5 protein-coding genes are annotated in these 9172 nt (G+C 50.6%); 1 reads left to right on the forward strand and 4 read right to left on the reverse strand.

Going from position 1 to position 9172, the window contains the following annotated elements:
- Positions 1–71 precede the first annotated feature (71 nt).
- Positions 72–1298, forward strand: coding sequence for an IS256 family transposase (locus AAGJ81_16160; protein ID MEM0967683.1), 1227 nt, complete (start codon positions 72–74; stop codon positions 1296–1298).
- A gap of 465 nt (positions 1299–1763) precedes the next feature.
- Here the strand turns inward: AAGJ81_16160 and AAGJ81_16165 are convergent, their stop codons facing one another.
- The 4 genes from AAGJ81_16165 to AAGJ81_16180 all read right to left on the reverse strand — a co-directional run.
- Positions 1764–2156 carry a hypothetical protein gene (locus AAGJ81_16165; protein ID MEM0967684.1) on the reverse strand — a complete coding sequence of 131 codons (393 nt, stop codon included), beginning with the start codon at positions 2154–2156 and terminating at the stop codon, positions 1764–1766.
- Positions 2153–7657, reverse strand: coding sequence for an RHS repeat-associated core domain-containing protein (locus tag AAGJ81_16170; GenBank protein ID MEM0967685.1), 5505 nt, complete (start codon positions 7655–7657; stop codon positions 2153–2155). The genes AAGJ81_16165 and AAGJ81_16170 overlap by 4 nt, the downstream gene beginning before the upstream one ends.
- Positions 7658–8175: 518 nt before the next feature.
- Positions 8176–8934: a hypothetical protein gene (locus AAGJ81_16175; protein ID MEM0967686.1), complete on the reverse strand. Its 759-nt coding sequence runs from the start codon at positions 8932–8934 to the stop codon at positions 8176–8178.
- On the reverse strand, positions 8931–9172 hold a 242-nt coding region (locus AAGJ81_16180), incomplete at its 5' end, for a hypothetical protein (protein ID MEM0967687.1). The genes AAGJ81_16180 and AAGJ81_16175, both read right to left, overlap by 4 nt.

Genomic DNA, 9172 nt, shown 5'->3' on the forward strand with positions numbered 1-9172 from the left:
GATAACGTAGGGTATTTTTCGCACTTTTGATTTGGAGGTGCTCAGGAAGGTTCAGATAAGGAACCAAGACAATGAGCGAGAAAGAGAGAGAAGAGGAAGCGACGGCTTCCGGGAACGAGAAGATCATCCGGCTCGACGAAGAGCAGCTGCGCGAGCACCTGGACCGGAAGATCACTCAGAGCGTGGAGGACACCCTTAACGGTCTTCTCGATGCAGAGGCGGATCGTCTTTGCGGAGCTGGCCGTTACGAGCGATCAGCGGATCGCGTGGATACGCGTGCTGGTCATTATGTGCGCGGTTTGCATACACGAGCGGGAGAGGTCTCCCTGAAGGTGCCGAAGCTACGGAGCCTTCCCTTTGAGACCCAGATCATCGAGCGCTACAAACGCCGTGAAGCGAGCGTAGAAGAGTCGTTAATGGAGATGTATCTGGCTGGGGTAAGCGTTCGCCGTGTGGAGGACATCACACAGGCTCTGTGGGGCGTCAAAGTGAGTCCATCGACGGTGAGTGATCTCAATCAGAAGATCTACGAACAGATCGAGTCCTGGCGGATGAAGCCTATCGAGGGAGAGCACGCCTACGTCTATCTGGATGGTCTGTGGCTCAAACGTAGCTGGGGAGGCGAGGTAAAGAACGTAAGCATACTGGTAGCCGTTGGAGTCAATCAGGAGGGCTATCGTGAGATCCTCGGTTTTGCCGAAGGGTCGAAGGAAGACAAAGCAAGCTGGCAAAACTTCCTGCGCTACCTGAAGGAGCGTGGTCTGCGGGGACCACGGCTTATTGTCAGCGACAAGTGCATCGGTCTCGTGGAAGCTCTGGGAGAGTTTTATCCGGAAGCGCACTGGCAACGCTGCACGGTCCACTTCTATCGCAACGTGTGGACAGCAGTGCCGCCAGGGAAGGTCAAGGTGGTTGCTGCGATGCTCAAGGCGATTCACGCCAGCGAGGATCTGGAGGCGGCACGGACCAAGGCCGCCGATGTCGCCTTGAAGCTAAAGTCGATGAAGCTATCTGAGGCCGCGAAACGGGTTGAGGAAGGTATCGAAGAGACTCTGTGCTACATGAACTACCCGAGAGAACATTGGCGATGTTTACGGACGAATAATCCTCTGGAGCGTCTCATCCGGGAAGTTCGACGACGAACGCGAGTAGTAGGTGCTTTCCCGGACGGAAAAAGTGCCCTGATGCTCGTTGCGGCAAGACTGCGATATATTACCGGAACGAAGTGGGGATTACGCCGATACCTCGATATGAAAAAACTTGATCAACAACCACTCACCGAGGCAAACGCCTCATGATCCTTTGCTCTGGCTCCAGTCGGGCTACGCCCTCCTTACGCCAGAGCAATCCAACCATAACCAACAACAAAAACACTACCTTCCTGAGGACCGAAAAAGAAAAAGCGAAAGATTCTGGACACTACCGATGGTCCATCCTCACTTCCGTTCCGGAATTCCCAAAAAATCCGATGATATCAAGAACCGCCCCGTCGCACAGAGCTTGCGAACGCACGGGGTGAAACAGGCGGGATTGGACACAAAGCCCTTGTTGGAAAGCGTGGGCACTCGCCGTTGAATGAAGGCTGGGGAGCGCGGGCGGCTCCCGGAATGGACGGGCCGGAGAGACGGACTTTCGGGCATCGGATCAAAGAATCTGCAAAATCATGAATCATCGGCCTGACCCGTTTTTGAGCCTCCCCGACCTCTATTCAACGAAAAGTAAAGGCCTGACGTTTTTCTGGGTTCTCCCTCTATTAGATCTGCTTATTTTTCTTTCCTCAAAACAATGACAACACTAGCAAAGGCAACTATCATAACAATAAGCCCGACAGCTGCAACAAGCAATCCTAGATATTTTCCTCCGATGATAGATCGTGAAAACAAAAATCCCATCGGAAAAATATAAAATACAACAATGGAAACCAATGATGCTAAAATGGCTAAAAAAATAAGTAAAAATATATTTACCCTACCAAATATTTTAAACGCCAGAAAAAAAGACAAAAAGGAAATTAAGAATGGGGAAAAGGAAAAACACATTTCAAAAAATTTTGTCCAGTAGTTAATTCCAACATATTCCTGAAGAACCCAAATCATTCCCAAAGAGAAAGGATACAAGCCAACTGAGAAAATAAAAAAACTGAGGATTATACTCATTCGATAATAAAACATCTTTCACCCTCCCCTTCTTCATTAGGATAAAAAGGTAAAAGGCTTCTAGGAGTTGTTCCTGATTCAATATGAGAAAAGTGATACTCTCTCTTTCCTTGAACATAAAATGAGTGGGAAGGAAATCTATCATGCTCCACGAACCACTCTATCTTCTCTTTTACTAAATCAATTGTTATCGTTACTTCGTATGTAATTCCGGGAGTTGGGCCAAAAACGAGGGGGTTAATTTCATTCCCCTCCATTATTATTACGACTTTACATCCCTTTTCTGATCTCTCTTCATCAACTCTTCCAATTATCGTGCTTCCATCAGCTTCACCTTCATCTATAATCTCACCTTTCTTATTATATCGGAACGTTTTACCGACAAAAGGTTGTGTGCTGGAAAATTCTTCAGTATCTGTGTCAAACGTTATTTCATGGCTTGTTTTTAGACCGCCATTAAATATGTAACCGGCAAATGAGAACCTTTCCCAGTCGATTTCAGTTTCATACTTAAAAGTAAATATTTGAAGCCCCAGCAAGTCCCAAGCATTCACCCCGTCGTTCCCAACGAATCTATACAGGTTCAGTCCCCCGGCCTCTTCAATTGGGTCCCGATTCAACCATCTTCCTGTCTGCGGGTCATAGTATCTGAAGCCGTAGTAAGAAAGTCCCGTTTCTTCGTCACGGAATTTCGTGGAAAATGTGAATGGGTTTCGCGATGCGGCGGAACCGCTCTCACGGATTGGCTCTCCGAACGGGCCGTATTCATATTGAGCCAGATCCGTATACTGACCACTCCCCACGATCCCATAAACATTCCCATTGCCGTCGTAGAATGGCAGCAAGCTATCTTGACCCCCATTTTTTTTCATCGCGAGGAGTCCCCCAACACCCCCAGCCCCCTGCATTCCTCCGGAAAGATCGAGGCCCCAGAGGTAGGTTTGGATATCTGTCGTGCCTCCAGCTGTTGTGCTCTCGACAATCAAGTTCCAGCCGTCGTAGGCAAATAATGTTGTGTAGTCAGCGATGAAGACCTCGCTGGTGGAGTCCCATATTGAAAAGACTTTCTGCACTCTCCTACCCTGGAAGTCATAGACAAAGTCAAGTTTCTCACGGGGAGCACCGGCATTGTAGGCAGACGGTATCGTCTCCATTGAGATCAAACGATTCTCCGCGTTCCATTTGTAGGACCAGCGGCCGTCCTGAGTGAGGTTTCCATCGTCGTCATAGGTCGGAACCACAGGTGTCTGCGGGACAAACAGCGTGCCTGCATCCATGGAATCAATTAGGACTTCCCCTGTGGGACCATCGTCGGCTAAAAGGCTCTCGATGGTAACGTCCAAGGAAACGGCGTTAGTGCTATTGTCGACGGAGACCACTCTGCTCCACAGGTCGCCATTTCGTTGCGACGCTTCCCCATTGACGAAGACGACTGCATCCGGATCGGCATTGCCAAGGATCATGTGGTCGGAGGCTATCGGTAGGGAGGTGATTTGGTTCAGCGCATTGGCCCCATAAATCAAGGTTTCGCCATTGATGGTCAGGTCATCTCGATTCCCAATGTCATCGTAGGTATAGCTAAAATCGTGACCTGGAATAACAGTTTCGTTGGCAAAGAGCTTAACGCCAGATTCAACCTCGTTGCGGTCGTTATAGCCATAAGACCAGTAGGAACCGTCCTCGCGGTCGTTGCGGTTGCGGCGTCCACGATCATCATAGGTATAGTCGTGGCTATTGATGACGCTAAGTCCACCATTTCTTGCGATGACGGTATCGACCCGCCCGAGTTCATCGTAGGTCATTTCTCGGGTCAGCACATCAAAACTGTCGTTGGCCAGAGTAATGGTCTCGGTTAAGTGGGTATTTGGCTTATACGCATAGGTGGCCTTGACGTATTGCGCTCCCGTTTCAGGGTGGCGGTCGGTGGCGGTCTCCAGCCGGCCAGTGTCTGGGTCGTAAGTGTATTGATGAAAGAGTTCCATTGACCCCATTCTAGCTTCAAGAAACTCGCGCTTTCCATAATTGGGATAGGCATTGGAGACCCTCACGCCATTAAGCAGTCCAGCGGTAACTCTGTGCGTGAGCAGCTGCCCGTCGTCTGCGTAATCCAAGTCGTGAGTCCCAGCTGCATCGACTACGCCATCCAGGCGCCCTGCACGGTCGTAGTCCCAATCGATGTCGATGGTATCATCCGAGTAATCGGTGAGGTCTGGCTGCCCCGTCAAATCGTAGGTATAGGTGGTCGTGATGCCGCGTTCCCATTCACGAGTGTGTAGCAAACTACTGTCGTGGTAGGTATAGTCCGTGCCTTTGGCATCAGCGTATTGCTTTCGAGTCAGTAATCCCGTTGAGGGTTGATAGATCCATGTGGTCGTGTCTGGCGTAGTTCCATCTCGGAAGGTCTTCAAGGTAGTCTGATCGCCATAAGTTGGGTCATATCCATATTCGACCGGATAGGTGCCGCTGCCGCCGACGGTCTTGATTCTGCCATGAGCGTCATAAGTCGTATCGATTTGGCTGAGCACCGCGGTACCGCCAGGAGTTTTCGAAAATTCGTGTTGGACCTGCCCGGCACCGAGCACTCCTTGCCCATAGTAGGTGAACTCGGTAATCGCGCCGATCTCAGGCTCTATCGTTTTGAGCTGCGAGCTGTTCGGGTAGTAGGTCTGCGTGGTAATCGCTCCGGTCGGATCAGCCATCGTTTCCAAGCGACCCAACTGGTCATAGGTATAGCGGGTAGTCGCATTCTCTGCTGCCGGAATGCGAGGATCAGTCGAGGAATCCAGGCGCCCGTTGATCGTTACCGATACCGCATCCCTAGTCGTATCGGGCAGATCGATTGTTTGAGTGACCGTTTGAGTTGCAGAATCAACCGTTACCGTGGTTGAGGTCTCTTCGCCATAGATATCCGTAAGCTCACTGTAGCTGAGGGTATTCTGGGAAAAACCGGTAAGCTGCCTAAGCGTCTTGCTCATATCGGTGGCCACTGCGCTGTCGTCGGTCAGCCAGCGCCGGGTGATCGTTCGGTGATACCAGTCACTATTTACCTGATTGTAATCACTGACAGTCTCCGTGATTGGCTCTGCAGAAGCTTCGTCAAGAACGTCATTGCCATTGAGGTCAACCCCCTGCCATAGAAGAATCCCTAAATCGTTGTAAGTATATAACAAGGGCCCCAGTCCCGTGCGGGTCTGCTTCCAGAGCTGGCCGAGGGCGTTGTAGAAAGACTTCGTGACCTTAGTAGCACCGGAATACGCAGGCTCTCGTCGTTCCACCGTGCGGCCAGCCCAGTCCGTGACGTATTCACTCCAGCGAGGCGAACCGCTACTACCAATCTCTGTCCGAGTGACCTGCATTCCATCCGCTTCCACTGAAGAGGTAAAATGCTGATGAACGACACCCGTGCCTGTTATGCTCTTGATCTGGCCGTCGAGGTAGCTCTCGGTTATCTCGGTGGATGTGTCGGGACGGGTCAGCGTCACCGTTCTGCCTCCGTTCGTGTAAGTATAAGTGCTCTGGAGTCCATTTCGATCCGTGGAGGTATGCACTTCGCCAGTAGGATAGTAAGTCCTCGATGTGGTCAATTTCGGCGAAGTCTGGCCCTCCGGCGTCAAAGTCGTTCCCTCGATCCTGCCCAAGGGATCGTAGTGGAAAGTCGTCGTCAGGCCGCTTCTCGTTTCTGTAGATCTACGATCCAAGAGGTCATACGTGTATTCGGTGGAAATACCGGACTCGGCGATTCTCTCACGCAATAGATCGTCCGAATCATATAACTCCGTCCAGAGGATTCTACCGCTCAAGTTCGTCGCCTTTTCGGTTCGCCATCCAGGTGCCGGATCGTTCCAAGTAGTCGAATAATCGATCTGATCGATAATCGGCTGGTTCTCCGAATCCACATAAAGAAGCGTTTGAGCCCGGACTGGGTCGCCATCTACCGAAATGGTTCGCCTCCATGTTGTCTGGTTTGGGATGCCTTCCGGGTTGAAAACAGTTCCCTCCTTTGTCGTCTTTCGAAAAGCTTCTTCCGCATTCCCTGGATCGGTTAAATGAAAGACATATCCGTCCCAATATCCATTCTCGCGAACGTAGGTCGTCTGTGTGTCGTCCGGGCGAATGACTGACTCGGGCATGTAAGAACGACCGTTGGTGATCGTATCCAGATACTCTGTCGCGCTGGTGTAGCGCCGATTGATGCCACCCGATCGACGCTCGCGTTTGGATACCATCACATCCTCGATCTTTCGGGTCGTACGGTAGCGCACATCCGCCTCGGGATCGTACTCCCGCAAAGTGAGTTCGCAGTTGCTGCCATTGGCCGCTATCGCCTGGACCAGCGTTACCTCTTTCCACGGGCGCCAGGTTTCCAGAGCCCGCTCCTGATCGTCGTAAACGGCTGTGTATTCCCATGAGCCGTCCGGGTACTCTACACTGCGCAGCAAGCCGTAGAACTGGCTTCCCGTGTCCTCCTCGTAGTTCCACTCCGTGACCCGGTTCGCTCCTCCGGGGTCTTCAATTTCACGGGTCGTCTTCCATCCCTTGGCTCCAAACTTTTCCAATCGGCTCTCGACAGCCGAGACGAAGACAGGTGAACCACTCCGATTGTCGTAGTAAACAACCGTCTCATAAAGCGGTGTCTCCGCACCAAATTCAACTTCCTCCTCCCAGTACAGGTCCTTGATCAGCTTTCCACTCTGGCTGGTCCATCGCCAGCCCGTTTCACGTGCCCCCGCAGGTGTTCCTGATTTTGTGGCACTGACTTCAATCCGCTCAAAAAGCTCCCAATCACTCTCTTCCTCGGATTGTCCTGGATTGCGGATATGGGTCACCTTCATCTGTAAATTGGCCGTAGCCTCGGTTCCGACCTGCTCGAAGCGCCAAAGCTCGTTAGCCGAGCCGAGAGGGATGTAAGGATCGGAACCCTCGTAGTCTGGATATCGAATCACTTCAAAGGTCCCTTCCGACAAAGGGACCCTGTTGTAACCACTTTCACCAAGCCAACCGTCACGAATTACAAACAAGCCATTGATAGCAGCGACTTGAGAGAGCCCTCCACTCAATAAGCCGCCAACACGACGAATCGGATCAGTGACCGCCGTCTCGGAAGTTTCCAAAATCAGAGAATTGAAGGTCGAAAAGTTTGCGTCGGGTGTATCGACTAAGCCGTCCACAGAAAACGAGATAACACCACTCGAAAACTCACCTTCAATCACCCCCAACGGAATGCTGTAGCTCGCATAAGTGTCCGGCAGAGATGCTGGAGAAACTGAATAAGTTGACCCTCCACTTGTTTGTTGATCGCCTAGAACGATTTCGATGGTGTGTCCAAAAGATCCCGTTCCACCGCCATCTGGTACACGCACTCCCAAAACCTTGAGAGAAACTTTAGGCTGTCCTTGTGGCGGTTCCAATAGGGTCAAAGTAACGAAATGCTGGCCATAATACACTTCAGTGCGGTATCTATTAGCCTCGGTTAACTCCAGCAGCTTCTCGTCTAGATACATTTTTCTGTAGCAGGGGGGGAAAATTATCTGGGCAACTTCAAAAACTGACTCACCTCCACGATCCGAATCCCCTTCTCCGCTTATAAAACCTGAGAATGAAATTGGCTTCTTGGCATCGAGAAGCAAACCTTTGTAATCCCATAAAGCGAAACCGACTCCTGAATTAGTAGGTGACAAAAACTTATTCAAGAAACTAAGGCCCGCTGCAAAACGCACGGGGTCATCCAAAATAGCCACCCCTAACACATCGACCTTAATCTCATGACATTCCTTGCAGCCATCAGCCCAAGATTCACGAGCCAACAGTAGAAGGATAGTAAGAAAGAAGTATTTGCGAGATCGGAACATCTAACGGAAAAACAATAAAAAGATCAAAATTCTTAGCTATCTAACTTTATAAAATCCTGTTTGCTGCCTCGTTCCCTCAAAACCGATCTCTCGTCCTTAAGATTTCTAATCGCTCTTTTACAACAAGAAGAACTACATATACTTCAAAACGCATATCGTGCCCTTAATCCTTACCTTAGCATTCGCCAAACTCGGGTCTTCAGCAGACTCTCATCCCAAAAATCAATGAGGTTTTGTGTCGTTGGGTCTGTGTTCATTAAAAATTCCTGATAGTCCGATAGCGAATCGGTATCACTATTGAAATCTCTGGCATGCGTGCCCGTCGGTATAGCAAGACTATAAAAAGTCTCCCAGTCGTCGGGAAGGCCATTGAAATCGGAATCAACAGCAGAGGTTGGATTGGTTCCCAACAAAAACTCGTCGAGATCGCTTACTAAATCTCTGTCATTATCACGCCGTCCATTATATCTCAAGTTCCCAAAATAATAATACTCCCAAGAATCAGCAAGTCCGTCCTGATCCGAATCCGGGTCTGGGTTGAGGGTGAATACTTCAACATTGCTCCAGCCATCACCACCCGAGGATCGGGCTCTAAAGTAGTAGGCACCGGCAGATTCAGTGTAAAAGACGTATGTAAAGAGTTGGCCCCCGTCCACATCGGACCAAACCAACTCACCATCAATCATTGATCCGATCTGCCAATACACCGGGCAATCGGGATGAAGTCCATTCGCCGTCAGCTCGGCGGCGGGCAATAGGTCTTCGTCCACTCCAATAACGACGCCTGCATCCAATTGGCCTTCGGTCTCTCCAATCATTGAAATCGACTCCAATTGGCAATGACCGTCAGGGATCCCAAATGCCCGTGAGCCCGTGATGACGAGTAGCCAACAAAGCCAGAGGCCAGATCGGCTAGGTATAGTATTCATCCTCTCATCAGTCCCCTATCCATTTCGAGTGCCTCCAACTGAGACTCAAGATAGCTCTCCGTATACCCCTCCCGGTCTCCCAAAACTGCCGCCGGCATATTCCATCCCCACAAGACCACTGCTGCTCGAGAATCAAACTCCCACTCCCAAGCGTAGGCAGGATCCCCCCCAACACATTGCCGACAGGACAATGCATGAGACTGAGAGAGGGCTATATCCGACTGGACGAGCGCTTCAA

The sequence above is a fragment of the Verrucomicrobiota bacterium genome (assembly GCA_038744685.1).
GTDB lineage: Bacteria > Verrucomicrobiota > Verrucomicrobiia > Opitutales > Puniceicoccaceae > Puniceicoccus.

Bases quoted from the DNA above. Each gene is read 5' to 3' on its own strand.
- AAGJ81_16160 (MEM0967683.1), top strand. From the start codon at position 72: ATGAGCGAGAAAGAGAGAGAAGAGGAAGCGACGGCTTCCGGGAACGAG.
- AAGJ81_16165 (MEM0967684.1), bottom strand. From the start codon at position 2,156: ATGAGTATAATCCTCAGTTTTTTTATTTTCTCAGTTGGCTTGTATCCT.
- AAGJ81_16170 (MEM0967685.1), bottom strand. From the start codon at position 7,657: ATGTATCTAGACGAGAAGCTGCTGGAGTTAACCGAGGCTAATAGATAC.
- AAGJ81_16175 (MEM0967686.1), bottom strand. From the start codon at position 8,934: ATGAATACTATACCTAGCCGATCTGGCCTCTGGCTTTGTTGGCTACTC.